Below are 14,688 nucleotides of genomic sequence, written 5' to 3' on the forward strand. Positions count from 1 at the left end.
TTTTTTAGCAATTACTAACAAAAAAGCCTCCATTTGGAGGCTTATCGCGGTTTTTCGTTTCTTTTCTTAAATACGCGAAAGCCCCAAATTTTAGGTGCTAAAATAAAAAAAGAAACGAAAAAAAACAATTTTCATCTTTAAGCAGCTATTCATGAAATAACTCTTATTTATAATACACAGGGTCATCGATAATAAAAAAGAGGGAGCTAAGCCCCTCTTAATTTAACTGATTTAAGCTAATGCACTTTTTGCTTTCTCGACTAATGCTGCAAATGCAACTTTATCAAAAACAGCAATATCAGATAAGATCTTACGGTCAATTTCAATTGAGGCTTTTTTCAAACCATTAATAAAGCGACTATAAGACAAACCATTCTGACGAGCAGCAGCATTAATACGTGCGATCCATAATTGACGGAACTGACGCTTACGCTGACGACGGTCACGATAAGCATACTGACCGGCTTTAATTACCGCCTGGAAAGCAACACGATAAACACGCGAACGAGCACCATAGTAACCTTTCGCTTGCTTTAATATTTTTTTGTGACGTGCGCGGGCTATTACACCACGTTTTACGCGAGCCATACATTTCTCCTATCACTTCGAATTAAATTCGATAATCTTAAACTAAAAAACCAAACTTATGCGTATGGCAAACAAGCCACAACCAAACCCAGATCACCTTTAGAAACCATGGTCTTTGGTCGTAAATGACGCTTACGCTTAGTTGACTTTTTAGTCAGAATATGACGAAGGTTAGCATGCTTACGCTTAAAACCACCACTGGAAGTTTTTTTAAAACGTTTTGCCGCACCACGTACTGTTTTAATCTTTGGCATTATAAATATCCACTTCGCATTGTTAATTATAACTAACTAGCCAGGCGAATAGTTTTCCACCTAAATAGAACACTATTACTTGGTTGCCTAACTATTTCTTTTTCGGTGCAAGCACCATGATCATCTGACGGCATTCGATCTTAGATGGAAAAGATTCGACGACTGACATGTCATCCAAATCGTTTTTGATACGATTAAGCATATCAATACCGATTTGCTGGTGCGCCATTTCACGACCACGAAACCGTAACGTGATTTTGGCTTTATCACCATCTTCCAGAAAGCGAATCAGGTTGCGTAGTTTGACCTGATAATCACCTTCATCTGTACCAGGTCGGAATTTAATTTCCTTTACCTGAATAACTCTTTGCTTCTTTTTCTGCTCTTTGAGCGATTTACTCTTCTCATAGAGGAATTTGCCGTAATCCATGATACGGCAAACCGGCGGCTCGGCATTTGGACTGATTTCGACTAAATCAACACCAGCTTCCTCGGCTTTTTCAAGAGCTTCTTTTAGACTGACAATACCAATCTGCTCACCATCTAAACCAGTTAAACGAACTTCAGAAGCCCGAATCTCCGTATTAATACGATTCGGGCGCGCCGTTTGAATTCTTTTTCCGCCTTTAATACCTTATTCCTCCAGTTGATAAATACGACGAGTGCGAATTTCATCAAGCACTCTTTCTGCAAATTCTGTGACGTCAAATGTTCCTAAATCCTTCCCATTACGGGTTCGAACAGATACCTGATTCGATTCAACTTCTTTATCACCACAAACTAACATATAAGGAACACGACGCAAAGTATGCTCACGAATTTTAAAGCCTATTTTCTCGTTTCTCAAGTCTGCTTTTACACGAATACCAAAATTACTCAATTTTTCTACTACTTTTTGTACAAAATTTGCCTGTGCATCCGTGATATTAATTATAACAATTTGTAATGGCGCTAACCAGGTTGGGAAGAAACCAGCATACTGCTCAGTTAAAATTCCAATAAAACGTTCAAGTGATCCTAAAACAGCGCGATGGATCATCACAGGCACCTGACGTTCATTATTTTCATCTACATAGGAAGCACCTAAACGACTCGGTAATGAGAAATCGAGCTGTACAGTACCACATTGCCAAGCCCGATCCAAACAATCATACAGAGTAAATTCAATTTTAGGCCCATAAAATGCCCCTTCACCAGGTTGATACTCAAATTCAATATCCTCTAGTGCTTTAGCCAGATCGCTTTCTGCACGATCCCACTGCGCATCAGTACCTATCCGTTTTTCTGGTCGGGTTGACAATTTAACGGCAATTTTTTCAAATCCAAAGGTTGCATAAACATCATAAATCATTTTAATGCAACTTTTCACTTCAGCTAAAATCTGATCTTCAGTACAAAAAATATGCGCATCATCTTGGGTGAAACCACGTACGCGCATCAAGCCATGCAAAGCGCCAGATGGCTCATTACGATGACAACTACCGAACTCTGCCATGCGTAATGGTAAATCACGATAAGATTTCAAACCTTGATTAAATATCTGTACATGCCCTGGGCAATTCATCGGTTTTATACAATATTCTCGGTTTTCCGATGATGTGGTAAACATATTTTCTTTATAGTTTTCCCAGTGACCTGTTTTTTCCCAAAGAATGCGATCCATCATTAATGGACCTTTTACTTCCTGATATTGATATTCAGTCAATTTACTTCGAATAAAGGTTTCCAATTCACGAAATATTACCCAACCATCATTATGCCAAAACGCCATACCTGGTGCTTCTTCCTGCATATGATAAAGATCAAGTTGTTTACCTATCTTACGATGATCGCGCTTGGCCGCTTCTTCTAAACGCAATAAATAAGCAGCTAACTGTTTTTTACTAGCCCAAGCTGTTCCATAGATCCTTTGTAGCATTTTATTGTCGCTATTACCGCGCCAATATGCACCAGCTACTTTTTGTAATTTAAAGTAATGACAAAAACGCATATTAGGCACATGCGGCCCACGACACATATCAATATATTCTTCATGATAATAAAGTCCTGGATGATCATTTTTATTAATATTTTCATCCAAAATTTTAACTTTATAATCCTCAGCTCGAGCAACAAACGTATCCCTCGCTTCCTGCCAACTAACCCGCTTTTTGATAACATCATAGTTCTTTTCAGCAAGTTCGTGCATCCGCTGCTCAAGTTTTTCTAAATCTTCCTGGGTTAAAGCGTGTTCCAAATCAACGTCATAATAAAAACCATTTTCAATGATAGGACCAATTGCCATTTTAGTCGTTGGCCATAATTGCTTAATTGCATGGCCGAGTAAATGTGCGCATGAGTGACGAATAATCTCTAACCCTTCGAGATCTTTACTGGTAATAATAGCTAATTGAGCATCATTATTAATCAATTCACTCGCATCAACAAGTTCACCATTAACACGACCGGCTATACAGGCTTTTGCAAGGCCTGAGCCAATATCATTTGCAATATCCATGACTGAAACAGCATGCTTATATTGACGTTGACTTCCGTCAGGAAGAGTAATAACTGGCATTTAAAATCCTTAATTTACAGTGGTGACCCATACGCAAGATCACATGTATGTATAGAAATATATTTTTATTAAATATGAGTTAAAGCAATTTCTTACTTCACCTTGTAAGTGATGTACGTGATAAATAGCCAAAATAGGGCAAAAGGAATACGTACTTGCATTAACTTAGCCGCGCATATTACCACTATAAAGGTCTAATTAATAGATTAAATCTTGGCTAATAAGAATAAAATGCTAAAAAACCAGTGACAAAATAATTGTCAGCTAGTTAAATTTTGATTAATTAAGCTAATTTAAAATTATTTTTTATTATACAATGGAATAGCAATAAAAAACTAGATTAGTTTATCGCTAAAATTTTTATTCGTGTTGGTAGCACCGTGTTTTTTAGTAAAAATCGATTGTGGTAAAAAGTATTATCAATTTTTTTATGATAAATCAAAAATTAATCTATCATGGCTATTGAATTGTATGCGTTTTTAATTTTCCAAAGATAGCGCGGTGCTTGTGCATTTGGGTGTTTTGTTTGAATATGTTGATAAAACTCTTCTGCTGACAACTTATTAATTTTATCGATCGCAATATGACGATTTTTATCAAAAATCCGTAATAATGCGCCAGCACCATTAACATAAGCAACCACAGTTGCATAATAAAGTACTTTAGGATCATGAATACCGAATAAATGATTATCTTGAATAAAACGAATATAGGCTGTTCCCACATCAATATTAATTGCCGGATCTTTAAGTTGACTGGTGGTAGGTTGCCCCGCTTTACCTTGTAAGCGATACGCTTCACGACCAGCAGTAGAAGCCTTAACTTGCATTAAACCTATCGCATTGGATTTACTCACTGCATTAACACGAAAATTAGATTCCACTTGAATAATCGCTCTAATTAAGTTTTCATCAATAGCATAGCGTTGCGCCGCTTGTCTAATTACAAGATCGTAAGGCGTTTTTAACGGTACACTTTCGGTTTGTTCCTCCATGAAATAGCGTAGATAATCGTTCTGATAGACTGTTTTTGGGCTATTAGATTGTTTGCTTGAGCAGCCTATTAATAAAATAATCAATACGAGCCCACAACATTTAAATTTCACCTTGCACCAATCCTCTAATGGCATGATTCTCTTTAGCATAGCCTAATAGGATAAAAATAAAAATTACCCCCTTTAACATTGAGTTGTGAAGAGGCTCTCATATCTGCTATCAACATTATAATTACAATAATTGATCTTATTGACATCTTTCATATATAGTTGATAATCATTGTCATTAAAGTGCAGTTTACTTCTTTATTACCGGAAAACACTTATGTATAAAAGATCCAAACTTTCATCTAAGCACACTTTTACTGGTTTAATAATTGCTATTCTTATTCTTTTTAATCCAATCGCATACGCAAAAAAATTTACCGTCGTCACTACTTTTACTATTATTCAAGATATTGCGCAAAATGTGGCCGGTAATGCAGCCATTGTCCAATCAATTACCAAACCTGGAGCAGAAATTCATGAATATCAACCAACTCCTAAAGACATATTAAAAGCGCATAATGCTGATTTAATTTTATGGAATGGATTAGGACTTGAAACATGGTTTAATCGTTTTTTTGAAAACTTCAAACATATTCCTGCCGTTACTGTGACTAAAGGAATAAAAGCGATGGCTATCCGAGAAGGTGAATATCAAGGTAACCCTAATCCTCATGCCTGGATGTCTGCCCAAAATGCATTGATCTATATCGAAAATATTCGAGCAGCACTGGTAAAATATGACCCTAAAAATGCAGATATTTATAACCAAAATGCGAAAATATATGCCAGTAAAATTAGTAAAATTGATGCACCATTACGGAAAAGACTAGCACAAATTCCACAGCAAAAACGCTGGTTAGTTACTAGTGAAGGTGCTTTTAGTTATCTCGCTAAAGATTATGGTTTTAAAGAAGCTTACTTGTGGCCAATTAATGCAGAAGAACAAGGTTCACCACAACAAGTTCGTAAAGTTATTGATATTGTAAAAAAATACCATATTCCAGTCGTATTTAGCGAAAGTACCGTCTCTGATAAACCAGCGAAACAAGTGAGTCGAGAAACCGGGGCGCAGTATGGTGGTGTACTTTATGTTGACTCTCTCTCTACTTCAGATGGCCCGGTTCCTACATATATAGAATTATTAAAAACTACCGTTGATACTATTGCAAAAGGTTTTGGTCAATAATAATGCGCGATAATATTTTTTACGAAAAACCTAACTTAATTGTTGATAATGCTACCGTTACATACAGTAACGGGCATACTGCCATTTATGATGCCAGCTTCAATATTACTGGTGGAACAATTTGCGCACTAGTAGGCGTCAATGGTAGTGGTAAATCAACGCTATTTAAAACAATAATGGGTTTAGTGTCACCAACAAAAGGACGCGTTACATTAAACAATGCTGCAATCAAAACAGCACTTAAACAAAATATTATTGCTTATGTACCACAAACTGAAGAGGTTGATTGGAACTTTCCGGTTCTCGTTGCCGATGTCGTCATGATGGGCCGCTACAGTAAAATGGGATTTTTACGTATTCCAAGCCAGCAAGATAAACGAATTGTTGCTGATGCTATAGCACGTGTTGATCTGACGGGTTTAGAACAACGCCAAATCGGTGAGCTTTCTGGTGGTCAAAAGAAAAGAGTTTTTCTTGCACGAGCTCTGGCCCAAGAAGGAAAAGTACTACTCCTTGATGAACCTTTTACTGGTGTCGATGTAAAAACAGAAAATGCGATTATTGAGCTTTTACGTTCATTACGTAGCAATGGCTATTTAATTTTGGTTTCTACTCATAACTTAGGAAGCGTACCTGAATTTTGTGATCAAGTTATTTTAGTAAATCGAACTATATTAGCTAGCGGACCTATCGAAACAACGTTTACTCAAAAAAATCTTCAACTTGCTTTTGGCGGTGTACTACGTCATATTAATCTGTCTGGTGCAGATCTTCACGATGACGATGACCCTCGTTCATTGACTGTTATTACTGATGATGAAAGAGCCGCGGTTTTTTATGGCCACCATGAACAAACATCTGTTATTAAAAAGCAACCGGAGAAATAAATCATGTTGGATCTATTACTTCAGCCCTTTGAATATAACTACATGGTCAAAGCAATTTGGGTCAGTGCTATTGTTGGCGCAGTCTGTGCTTTTCTTTCTGCTTATCTAATGTTAAAGGGCTGGTCGTTAATGGGCGATGCCCTTTCTCATTCAGTTGTTCCTGGTGTGGCAGGCGCCTATGCACTTGGTTTTCCCTATTCTGTAGGGGCGTTTTTTACCGGTATTCTAGCTGCACTCTCTATGACCTTAGTACGCCATATTTCAAGCCTGAAAGAAGACGCAATAATTGGTTTTATTTTTTCCACATTCTTCGCCAGCGGATTGCTAATCCTTTCATTAAATCCGATTTCAGTGAATGTACAAACCATTATCTTTGGCAATATTTTAGGTATTGCAGATGAAGATGTACTACAAGTTGAAATTATTATTGCCATTTCTTTTATTGTACTTATGTTTATATGGAAAGATTTACTTGTCGTATTTTTTGATGAAAATCATGCCCGCTCTATTGGACTAAATCCGCTAAAATTAAAAATTATCTTTTTTACCCTATTAAGCGCATGTACGGTTGCTGCTTTACAAACAGTGGGAGCCATACTTGTCATTGCAATGGTGATTACACCTGGTGCAACAGCTTATTTACTCACGGATCAATTCAAACGGTTACTTATTATTGCCGTATTGATTGGATTTACCTCTAGTGCGCTTGGCGCTTACATCAGTTATTTTATTAATGGTGCCACAGGCGGAATTATTGTTACCTTACAAACGCTAATTTTTCTTTTTGCGTTCTTTTTTGCGCCTAAATATGGTTTATTCGCTTCCCGCCAAAAAGCACGCCAAGAAATTGTACACCTCAAACAGTTAGAACAAGAGGTGAGCAACAATGAATAATCTGATGGAATTATTAATAACACCTTTTATTTTTCCTTTTATGCAAAAAGCCCTCATTACCGCCCTTGTAACCGGAACAGTATGCGCTATTCTGTCCTGCTTTTTGATACTTAAGGGTTGGTCTTTAATGGGTGATGCTATTTCACATGCTGTATTACCCGGCATCGTTATTGCCTTTGTTATTGGTATTCCTTTATCAATTGGCGCTTTTATGTCAGGAATTTTTTGTGCAGTTGCGACCGGTTATTTAAAAGAAAATAGCCGTATAAAAGAAGATACTGTCATGGGGATTGTTTTTTCTGGTATGTTTGCTTTTGGATTAGTACTATTTGCACGGATTGACACAGATCAACATCTGACTCATATTCTTTTTGGTAATATCCTTGGCATTACTACAACAGAATTTAAACAAACACTTTGGATTTCAGGTTTTACTATCGCGATTATGCTATTAAAACGCAAAGATTTTATGCTCTATTGTTTTGATCCTAATCAGGCAAAGGTTATTGGTTTACCCGTTACACTTTTACATTATGGATTACTCTCTTTATTAGCGCTCACTATTGTTGCATCTTTACAAGCAGTAGGAATAATATTGGTCATTGCCATGCTTATTTCGCCTGGAATTATCGCTTTTACACTATGCCAAAATTTCAATCGAATGCTAATTATTGCCGTTATTGCCTCGACCACATCCTCTTTAATTGGCACTATTCTGAGTTTTCATATAGATGCAGCAACTGGGCCTTGTATTGTATTAACTCAAGCAATTTATTTTATATTTGCATTAATCTACAATTTTATTAGTAAAATAAAAAAACGTTCTTTTTCCAATAAAATTTCAATACGCTCTTAAGAAATATATTAAAAAAATAATTAGCAAAAATTAGGACTATCTTATTTATTACAGGATATGATCCTATTTTTTATTAGACTATTTATTAACTACAGACTGTAATAGTAGGAGTTCAGAAATTGAAATTAATATTGAAATAACCAGAACGCAAATAAGTAATAGTTGATTGTTGAAATTAATATTTTACTATCATAAAGCTTTTAACTAAAGCTAAATTAAAAAAACAATATATCTAACAATCGCAGCGGACTATATATTGTAATTAATTGATGTTAAAAATTAATTAAACGGAATTTTGTCAAATCTGGTTAGTAAAGTAGTTTAGCTTTCCTTATAGACTGTAATAAGCGCCAAAAAATATCAACGCCATTATTTGTTAAATTACTATAATCACACCAGCAATAATAGTTTTATTGCTAGATAAGTCATGATTAATAATCTTCGTGCAACTGTTTAATAAAATTATTTTCCAATTGATTATAATATAAGAAAACTACCAGCCCAAGATATTCATCATAAAATAAAGTATTCCCCCTATTATAAGCGGTAATATATACAGAATAAAAAACTGCTGGAAAATAGTATGACGAGGAATAGTAATTTTGGCTTCTATCTCTTCTTTTGATACTTCAACCCCTTTTGCTCTTTCAAAAATAAGGTGATCTTCAATACTCTCTTTAATAAATTTCAATTGACGATTCATTCTGTTACCTGAAGCACTCAAAGCTTGACCAACAAACACTAAGAAAAACAGCAAAATAAAACCGACATTAGCTGTTGAAAACCCCATATGGGTACTGGGAATTGGTGAATGATGCCAAAAAAAGTCTAAAAAAGCTGTGTTTTGTCGTATGATATGAGCCATAATTTTAATAAAGTCATTGGCTACAGCATTTAAGCCATCCCCCTGCAAACCTTGCTTTTCTGCTAGCAAAACTAATGAAACTAATGTAGACAACAGTGCTAATGAAAAAACTATCCACCCTAAAACACGCTTTCCAATAGCGATATAAAATGCTGTTTGATAATTCATCCATACTCCTCAAATTTCTATATTATGTTTATACTAAATGACAAAATATTATCAAAAATATATAAATGTTATTTTATCACTAATCAAAATTAACCTTCATTTATCTATATTAAAAGATTTCTTTATTTTAAGTTGATAGAATTAATCAGCAAATTATGAATAATAGGAGTGCTTTTAATGTCTCATAAGCTATCTATCAAAGCTGCTATTTTTGACATGGATGGGTTATTAATTAATTCTGAACCCCTTTGGAGCCAAGCAGAAAAAGAAATTCTTAGTAAACTTGGCGTTAATACCTCAATTGCCAATCAACTCCCTGACACACTTGGATTACGTATTGATCAAGTTATACAACTGTGGTACTCAGTTGCCCCCTGGCAAGGAACCTCATTAGAAGAGGTTGAACAAAAAATTGTTAAACGTGTACTTGAACTTATAGAAGAACAACGAACTTTATTACCGGGTGTTAAACATGCACTTCAACTATGCCAAGATCATAATTTAAAAATTGGTTTAGCTTCAGCTTCACCAAAGCATATATTAGAAAAAGTACTCACTATGTTTAATATACGCGATTACTTTTCAACCGTAGTATCAGCAACGCCATTACCCTATAGTAAACCCCATCCAGAAGTTTACTTACAAGCAGCAAAATTGCTAGATATTGAACCAACCCATTGTGTGGCTTTTGAAGACTCTTTCCATGGCATGATTGCTGTTAAAGCTGCACGTATGCGTAGTATTGTTGTCCCCCACAAAGATTACTTCGCGGATCTACGTTGGACATTAGCTGACTTCAAGCTCACTAGCCTGGTTGAATTAACAACAAAGCATATCGTTTAAATTTCATGGATTGGCAGTAATTTGCTACATCAGTATACTGCCAAACTGGTGTATTATCATTTTTCTTACAAAAAATTACTCTTATTATTTAATAAATAAGATATTTTTTTCGATTACACTACTCAAACCAAGCCAAAACTATTATACTTTGCAAACTGTATAAATAAACAGTTGGATATTATCTGCTATGACTGCCACCGGGCATCTGCTTTTTTCAGTATCATCATTGATTCTTGTGCATAAACTAGCAATTACACCCGAGTTTGCACATGGTGATTGGCTTCATTTATTAGCCGGTGCATTACTTGGCGCTCTGCTACCCGATATAGACCATCCATCATCTCATCTAGGACGTTTATTTCGTTTTATTTCTGTTCCAATTTGTCGTTTATGTGGCCACCGCGGTTTTACCCATAGTTTACTTGCATGGTTGCTCATTATGTTATTATCAACTCAACTTCCCAATAGTTACTGGCTTTCTGAAGCGCTGGTTCAAGCATTTTTATTGGGTTATTTCAGTCATTTAGTTGGGGATATGTTAACCGCAAAAGGGATTCCTTTGCTATGGCCATTAAAAATGTCCTTCTGTTTTCCTTTACTAGGTAATAATTCTAATCAAAGAGCAGAACATTCTATCGCCATCTTATTAGCTATTTGTGCGATATTAATTCCATCGAATTTTCAATTACCATTACAACCGCTATTGCAAGAAACGAAAAAAAACGTTATTACTTATGTAGTTAATGAACTAAACGATTTAATTTTATCACATTCTCCCTAAAACATTATGAATATATAATTGCATTTAGTTATAACAAATTTATTTTTATTGCTGATAATATATAAGGGAAAAGAGTTTCATTGGAAGTTTTTCATTATCTTACTTCACCAATGACAAAGTATCTTATACCTAGAACAAGAAACCGGAGCTGGAGAGTGGGTATGAATTTCCCCGTAATTCTTAATATACTTATCTTTACCATATTATTGCTGTTATTGGCCAAAGTAAGTGCAAATGGATGGAGTCTATCAAAAAAAGTCTTTGTCGGTCTTCTTATCGGTACTGTTTTTGGGATTGTTTTACATTTAGCATATGGTACGAATAATCAAATAGTGCATGATTCATTATCATGGTTCAATATTATTGGCAATGGTTATGTAAAATTACTTCAAATGGTTATCATGCCGTTGGTATTTGCATCAATACTTAATGCTATAGCACGCTTACATCGAACATCTTCATTAGGGAAAATCAGTTTTTTTACGATCGGTATCCTTCTTTTTACAACAGCCATTGCCGCTCTAATTGGGATCGTTGTTACATGTTGGTTTGGCTTAACTGCAGAAGGTTTAGTACAAACTAGTCATGAAGCTATTCAACTTGAGATTATAGAAAACAACTATATTCACAAGGTTTCTGATTTAACAATACCTGATTTAATATTATCTTTTATTCCTAAAAATCCTTTTGCTGATCTGGCAGGTGCTAATCCAACATCTATTATTAGCGTTGTTATTTTTTCTAGCTTTTTAGGTATAGCAGCGCTTCAATTAGCCAAAGTTGATCCACAAAAAGGTGAAAAAATATTATCAGCTATTGATATTTTTCAATCCTGGATCATGAAGCTGGTTCGTTTAGTTATACGGCTTACACCATATGGAGTAATGGCTTTAATGATTAAAGTCGTTGCTAATTCAAACCTTCAAGATATTATTAAGTTGGGTGGTTTTGTTATTGCTTCTTATTTAGCATTATCCTTAATGTTTATCATCCATGGCATACTTCTCTCTTTCTCTGGCATTAATCCAATAAAATTTTTTAAAAAAGTTATTCCAGTATTAATTTTCGCATTCACTAGTCGTTCTAGTGCTGGCAGTATTGCATTAAACGTTGAAACACAAACTCAACAATTGGGTATTCCTGAATCAATCGCTAATTTTTCAGCATCCTTCGGTACAACAATTGGTCAAAATGGATGCGCAGGTATTTACCCTGCAATGCTGGCTGTAATGGTTGCCCCAACAGTTGGAATCAATCCGCTGGATCCTATATGGATCGCTTCTCTTGTTGGTATTGTTACTATTAGTTCTGCCGGAGTTGCTGGCGTTGGTGGAGGAGCAACTTTTGCTGCTTTAATGGTTTTACCCGCGATGGGGTTACCTATAACTTTAGTGGCGTTACTTATTTCCATTGAACCACTTATTGATATGGGAAGAACTGCATTAAATGTTAATGGCTCAATGGTTGCTGGCACAATTACTAGCCAATTGATGCATCAAACAGATAAACGCATTTTCAATAAATAATATATCAAACTTATAATCTCTACTCAAAAGTCCTATTAGAAATCTATTTAGGACTTTAAACTACAATCAAGTTTATGGAATAGATTATTTTTATTATTAAATACCATTAACAATAATAATTATTACTTTAATTAATGATTTTATTATAAATACACTAGATAACAAATAAATACAAATTATCAAATCAATATTCAATTTATAAAAATTATAGTATCACTAACAATTATTTTACTGGATAAAAAATTACCACCATGTATAAAAATGGTGCACTGGCCCAGCACCTTTTCCGACATTTAATCTATTGGCATGTATTAAAGAATTTTGCACATAATTTTTTGCTGCAATAATTGTATCATGCCAGTTGTTAAAACAAGGGCGCAGTGCCGCCAACGCTGCAGATAATGTACAACCGGTACCATGAGTATGTCTTGTTTTTACTTTAGGTAATGAATATCGCCATTCACCACTATGGGTAACAAGCCAATCTGGACTTTCTTTATTATTAAGATGTCCACCCTTCATAAGTACAGCTTGGCAACCAAATGATAAAAGTTTTCTTCCCTGAGATACCATCTCCTGTTCACTTTTAGCCACAGTGCAATTAAGAAGTACTGCAGCCTCCGGTAAATTCGGCGTGATAAGTGACACTTTAGGTAACAACATATTGATAAGAATATCAATCGCATCAGTATTTAATAATGGTACCCCACTTTTTGCTAGCATAACGGTATCAAGCACCGTAAAAGATAATGAATATTTTTGTAATGCGGCTGCTACTATGCATATATTTGTAGTATTTGATAACATACCAATTTTCACACTATCAATATGAACGTCGGTCAATACTGATTCAAGTTGTGAAGCAACAATTTCACCAGGAAGATTATGAATTGACTGTACTGAGCAAGTATTTTGCGCGACTAATGCTGTTATCACAGCTGCACCATAATTTCCTAATGCTGAAAATACTTTCAAATCAGCATTAATACCTGCCCCGCCTGTTGGATCTGTTCCGGCAATTGATAACGAATTATAAATCATAAATTTCCCTAATGTTTTATATAGTAAACAGAATAATTTATGCAACCTTACTTGACTTATTAGATGAAACCAATAGTTTTTTTATATCATAGCAAATGAATTTATTGCTTTTACTCGCCACTCTAGCTCTTTTTTTATTTAACATTAAATATGTAATAAAAACCATTCTCATTATATATATTTTATTAATTTTATATTTTAATTAAATAACCTAAACACAACTAATTTTATAAAACTTAAACATAATATTATTACTTATCAAAAAAGTCCCTCAAATTAAAAGTTAACTCATTGTGCTTTATAAAATTAAATAATTTATCTATCAATAACACTCATTGACAATAAACAAAACTAGTCGGTATCACATGTTATTATCTTGCTTTAACATAAGAATAGTATTTCATAATGAAATGGTTATTAATAACGACTTCATTTACTGATAATGTGATTATAAAATCAATTTTTATAAACAAAAAATTAACACTCTTATTAGATTATATTATCCTTCAATCTTTAAATATAATAAATTATGTAAGAATTTTTATTTTCATCAATTTCAATAAAAAATTTATATAGACAACAATAGATAATAAATTGGATATCTAATACTTATTAACAAAAACTATTTATAAATAAAATGATTTAATTATATAAAAATTTAATGTAATGAATATAAATATGCATTTAATATACATTTTATTAAATCAAAATTGAATAATAAATAGCTAATTAAAGCCTGATATAGGATTAAGTAATCTATTGTTTTCACAATCAAGCTTAATTTTAAAAAGAAAAAAATGGTTTCATTTAAAAATTATTTTATAAAAAATCAGAAAAAATGGGTGCAGCAATCTTGTTGTTAGTACTAATGCCCTTTGTTTGAAATGCAAAGTCACAACAACGATTTAATATTCAACTAATCTTATTGTAAAATTTTTTATTATTTACCCTTTATTTAATTTTCGATTGAGAAATATATTTAAAACATTTGCTATACATAATCTAGTATCATAAACACTTCAAACATAATAAATATTTAACTTTAGCAATTCATTTTGTCGCGAAATACCCCACTTAAAAATTAATATATAACACTTACTTTCACTATCTAAAAAATATAACTGAAAACTATAAACATATTGATTAGCATATAAATCGATAATTATAACTTTACTGTTGAATTTGGCATTAATAATTCTA

15 protein-coding genes and 1 other annotated feature are annotated in these 14,688 nt (G+C 33.9%); of the genes, 7 read left to right on the forward strand and 8 right to left on the reverse strand.

Annotation, left to right across the window (positions count from 1 at the left end; genetic code table 11):
- Positions 1–16: 16 nt before the first annotated feature.
- Positions 17–139: a sequence feature (Phe leader region), on the reverse strand.
- From pheM to LDL57_RS09150, 6 genes are all read right to left on the reverse strand, one after another.
- A complete protein-coding gene (pheM, locus tag LDL57_RS18180; protein WP_180560768.1) occupies positions 91–186 on the reverse strand; it encodes a pheST operon leader peptide PheM in 96 nt (31 codons plus the stop codon). Its footprint overlaps the feature before it by 49 nt.
- Before the next feature lie 45 nt (positions 187–231).
- A complete protein-coding gene (gene rplT / locus LDL57_RS09130) occupies positions 232–588 on the reverse strand; it encodes a 50S ribosomal protein L20 (RefSeq protein ID WP_026821652.1) in 357 nt (118 codons plus the stop codon).
- 56 nt (positions 589–644) lie between these two features.
- On the reverse strand, positions 645–842 hold the full coding sequence (gene rpmI / locus LDL57_RS09135) for a 50S ribosomal protein L35 (RefSeq protein WP_180560769.1): 198 nt from the start codon (positions 840–842) through the stop codon (positions 645–647).
- 91 nt (positions 843–933) lie between these two features.
- Complete coding sequence (infC, locus tag LDL57_RS09140) at positions 934–1,473, reverse strand: translation initiation factor IF-3 (RefSeq protein ID WP_225507514.1); 540 nt, start codon at positions 1,471–1,473, stop codon at positions 934–936.
- A gap of 3 nt (positions 1,474–1,476) precedes the next feature.
- Entirely contained in the window at positions 1,477–3,399 is a 1,923-nt protein-coding gene (thrS, locus tag LDL57_RS09145) for a threonine--tRNA ligase (RefSeq protein ID WP_180560770.1), read from the reverse strand.
- A gap of 445 nt (positions 3,400–3,844) precedes the next feature.
- A complete protein-coding gene (locus LDL57_RS09150) occupies positions 3,845–4,393 on the reverse strand; it encodes a transglycosylase SLT domain-containing protein (RefSeq protein WP_225505487.1) in 549 nt (182 codons plus the stop codon).
- Between the two features lie 325 nt (positions 4,394–4,718).
- Between LDL57_RS09150 and LDL57_RS09155 the strand changes: the two genes are divergently transcribed.
- The 4 genes from LDL57_RS09155 to LDL57_RS09170 are packed head-to-tail and all read left to right on the forward strand — an operon-like array spanning position 4,719 to position 8,264.
- Complete coding sequence (locus tag LDL57_RS09155; protein ID WP_180560772.1) at positions 4,719–5,627, forward strand: metal ABC transporter substrate-binding protein; 909 nt, start codon at positions 4,719–4,721, stop codon at positions 5,625–5,627.
- Positions 5,628–5,629: 2 nt separating this feature from the next.
- On the forward strand, positions 5,630–6,514 hold the full coding sequence (locus tag LDL57_RS09160; protein WP_180560773.1) for a manganese/iron ABC transporter ATP-binding protein: 885 nt from the start codon (positions 5,630–5,632) through the stop codon (positions 6,512–6,514).
- A gap of 3 nt (positions 6,515–6,517) precedes the next feature.
- Positions 6,518–7,408, forward strand: a complete 891-nt coding sequence (locus tag LDL57_RS09165; protein ID WP_180560774.1) for a metal ABC transporter permease — start codon at positions 6,518–6,520, stop codon at positions 7,406–7,408.
- Positions 7,401–8,264 carry a metal ABC transporter permease gene (locus LDL57_RS09170; RefSeq protein ID WP_180560775.1) on the forward strand — a complete coding sequence of 288 codons (864 nt, stop codon included), beginning with the start codon at positions 7,401–7,403 and terminating at the stop codon, positions 8,262–8,264. The genes LDL57_RS09165 and LDL57_RS09170 overlap by 8 nt, the downstream gene beginning before the upstream one ends.
- Before the next feature lie 493 nt (positions 8,265–8,757).
- Here the strand turns inward: LDL57_RS09170 and LDL57_RS09175 are convergent, their stop codons facing one another.
- Positions 8,758–9,297, reverse strand: coding sequence for a YniB family protein (locus LDL57_RS09175; protein ID WP_180560776.1), 540 nt, complete (start codon positions 9,295–9,297; stop codon positions 8,758–8,760).
- Positions 9,298–9,474: 177 nt separating this feature from the next.
- Here LDL57_RS09175 and hxpB point away from each other — a divergent pair, with 177 nt between their 5' ends.
- From hxpB to LDL57_RS09190, 3 genes are all read left to right on the forward strand, one after another.
- Positions 9,475–10,140, forward strand: a complete 666-nt coding sequence (gene hxpB, locus LDL57_RS09180) for a hexitol phosphatase HxpB (RefSeq protein WP_180560777.1) — start codon at positions 9,475–9,477, stop codon at positions 10,138–10,140.
- Positions 10,141–10,327: 187 nt separating this feature from the next.
- Entirely contained in the window at positions 10,328–10,921 is a 594-nt protein-coding gene (locus LDL57_RS09185; RefSeq protein WP_180560778.1) for a metal-dependent hydrolase, read from the forward strand.
- A gap of 161 nt (positions 10,922–11,082) precedes the next feature.
- A complete protein-coding gene (locus LDL57_RS09190) occupies positions 11,083–12,447 on the forward strand; it encodes an L-cystine transporter (protein WP_180560779.1) in 1,365 nt (454 codons plus the stop codon).
- A 243-nt stretch (positions 12,448–12,690) separates the two neighbouring features.
- Here the strand turns inward: LDL57_RS09190 and thiD are convergent, their stop codons facing one another.
- Positions 12,691–13,488: a bifunctional hydroxymethylpyrimidine kinase/phosphomethylpyrimidine kinase gene (thiD, locus tag LDL57_RS09195; RefSeq protein WP_180560780.1), complete on the reverse strand. Its 798-nt coding sequence runs from the start codon at positions 13,486–13,488 to the stop codon at positions 12,691–12,693.
- Positions 13,489–14,688 lie beyond the last annotated feature (1,200 nt).

Origin of the sequence: Arsenophonus apicola (assembly GCF_020268605.1) — a bacterium.
Classification (GTDB): domain Bacteria; phylum Pseudomonadota; class Gammaproteobacteria; order Enterobacterales; family Enterobacteriaceae; genus Arsenophonus; species Arsenophonus apicola.

Excerpts from the sequence above, each read along its gene's own strand:
- pheM (WP_180560768.1), bottom strand. The coding sequence starts at position 186 with ATGACCCTGTGTATTATAAATAAGAGTTATTTCATGAATAGCTGCTTA.
- rplT (WP_026821652.1), bottom strand. The coding sequence starts at position 588 with ATGGCTCGCGTAAAACGTGGTGTAATAGCCCGCGCACGTCACAAAAAA.
- rpmI (WP_180560769.1), bottom strand. The coding sequence starts at position 842 with ATGCCAAAGATTAAAACAGTACGTGGTGCGGCAAAACGTTTTAAAAAA.
- thrS (WP_180560770.1), bottom strand. The coding sequence starts at position 3,399 with ATGCCAGTTATTACTCTTCCTGACGGAAGTCAACGTCAATATAAGCAT.
- LDL57_RS09150 (WP_225505487.1), bottom strand. The coding sequence starts at position 4,393 with ATGGAGGAACAAACCGAAAGTGTACCGTTAAAAACGCCTTACGATCTT.
- LDL57_RS09155 (WP_180560772.1), top strand. The coding sequence starts at position 4,719 with ATGTATAAAAGATCCAAACTTTCATCTAAGCACACTTTTACTGGTTTA.
- LDL57_RS09160 (WP_180560773.1), top strand. The coding sequence starts at position 5,630 with ATGCGCGATAATATTTTTTACGAAAAACCTAACTTAATTGTTGATAAT.
- LDL57_RS09165 (WP_180560774.1), top strand. The coding sequence starts at position 6,518 with ATGTTGGATCTATTACTTCAGCCCTTTGAATATAACTACATGGTCAAA.
- LDL57_RS09170 (WP_180560775.1), top strand. The coding sequence starts at position 7,401 with ATGAATAATCTGATGGAATTATTAATAACACCTTTTATTTTTCCTTTT.
- LDL57_RS09175 (WP_180560776.1), bottom strand. The coding sequence starts at position 9,297 with ATGAATTATCAAACAGCATTTTATATCGCTATTGGAAAGCGTGTTTTA.
- hxpB (WP_180560777.1), top strand. The coding sequence starts at position 9,475 with ATGTCTCATAAGCTATCTATCAAAGCTGCTATTTTTGACATGGATGGG.
- LDL57_RS09185 (WP_180560778.1), top strand. The coding sequence starts at position 10,328 with ATGACTGCCACCGGGCATCTGCTTTTTTCAGTATCATCATTGATTCTT.
- LDL57_RS09190 (WP_180560779.1), top strand. The coding sequence starts at position 11,083 with ATGAATTTCCCCGTAATTCTTAATATACTTATCTTTACCATATTATTG.
- thiD (WP_180560780.1), bottom strand. The coding sequence starts at position 13,488 with ATGATTTATAATTCGTTATCAATTGCCGGAACAGATCCAACAGGCGGG.